Below are 1,534 nucleotides of genomic sequence, written 5' to 3' on the forward strand. Positions count from 1 at the left end.
GTCTCCGGTCTCGTCGTCGCCACCACCAGATGGCCGCTACCATCCGCGAGGGGATAGCGCATGTGCCAGAGGTGTCCCTCTTCCTCTTCGGCGACCACTTCCAGATCCGAGACGGCAGTCAGCAGGACCGGATCCCAGTTGACCAGGCGTTTGCCGCGATAGATGAGGCCTTCCTGGTAGAGCCGGACAAACACCTCGGTCACGGCCCGTGACAGACCTGGATCCATGGTAAAGCGTTCCCGCGACCAGTCGCAGGAGGCACCGAGACGCCGCAACTGGCGCACGATGGTACCACCCGAGGTATTGCGCCACTCCCACACCCGGCGCACAAACCCCTCCCGCCCCAGATCATCACGGGTGCGGCCTTCGGCTTCCAGTTGCCGTTCCACGACCATCTGGGTGGCGATGCCGGCATGATCGGTGCCTGTCTGCCAGAGGGTTGTCTCACCCCGCATGCGATGGTAGCGAATCAGGGCATCCATGATGGTGTCCTGGAAGGCGTGCCCCATGTGCAGATTGCCGGTCACATTGGGTGGGGGGATCATGATGCAATACGCCGGATTTCCCTCCTGATGGCGCGGTGCAAAATAGCCCCGATTTTCCCAGACACTGTTCCAGTGTCGTTCCACACCGGTCGGTTCGTAACTTTTCGACAACTCTTCAGCCATTGCCAACCATCGCCGTCACCACGGTCCTTTCCCATCGACTCGTGAAATGTTGATCATTAGTGACTATTCAGCTCCCCCCATTAAAAAACGTTCGAAAAACTGGGAAGGAGGTCCAGGAGGAAGGGCTGTGCCCTTCCTCCTGGCGGGGTTTGGGGCGGAGCCACAACAAAATCTTTCATATCAAATCCTTTTTTTGCAAGGGTCCTGAATAGTTACGATCATTATTCCTTGCCATCGCGAATCCGTTCAATCTCCTGGCGAATGGCCTCTTCCAGCATGCCGGGCAGCATCTCTTCAAGCATGGTCCGGGCCAACTCCTCGACCATCCGTTCCACCCGCTCCCCAAAAGCTGCCTGCAAAGCTGCCGGAGAGAGATTATCAGCCGACACAATCGGTTCAGGACTAGGCTCTTTTTCCTCTGGCACGTCTAGGATTGCCGTGGCCGGCTGTTCCCCGGAGAGAGGCCGATCATCGACCAATGGCACGGCTGGTGCTGCCGTGGCCAACTCTTCTCTGGAGAGTGGCTGCTCATCAACCGATGTCACGACTGGCATCGCCGTGGCCAACTTTTCCCCAGAGAGAGGCTGCTCATCGACCAATGGCAGGGCTGAGGTTGCCGTGGCCAACTCTTCCCCGGAGAGTGGCTCATCATCGGCCAACTGTTCGGCAATTTCGGGCACATCCTTTTTCTCCAACGCCGACTTTACCTGACTCTCGGCCATGGCCAACTCATCCTCGGACAGGGGTTGGTCATCGGCCAATTGTTCGGCAATCTCAGGGTCTGCCATCTCCCCAACCATTTTTTCTTCGGTTTCGGTTTCTTTCTGCTCCTCCTGAGGCTCTGCGTTCTCCCCGGCCAGATCCTC

The 1,534-nt window shown here is 58.1% G+C and carries 2 protein-coding genes; both read right to left on the reverse strand.

Annotated elements, in window-relative coordinates:
• Positions 1 to 656, reverse strand: a 656-nt coding sequence (locus tag HQL65_20575; GenBank protein MBF0138629.1) for a class I tRNA ligase family protein, incomplete at its 3' end; no start/stop codon positions are given.
• Between the two features lie 233 nt (positions 657 to 889).
• Positions 890 to 1,534 (reverse strand): DUF2497 domain-containing protein (locus HQL65_20580; GenBank protein MBF0138630.1); only part of this gene is annotated, 645 nt, incomplete at its 5' end.

Source organism: Magnetococcales bacterium (assembly GCA_015228935.1).
GTDB lineage: Bacteria > Pseudomonadota > Magnetococcia > Magnetococcales > DC0425bin3 > HA3dbin3.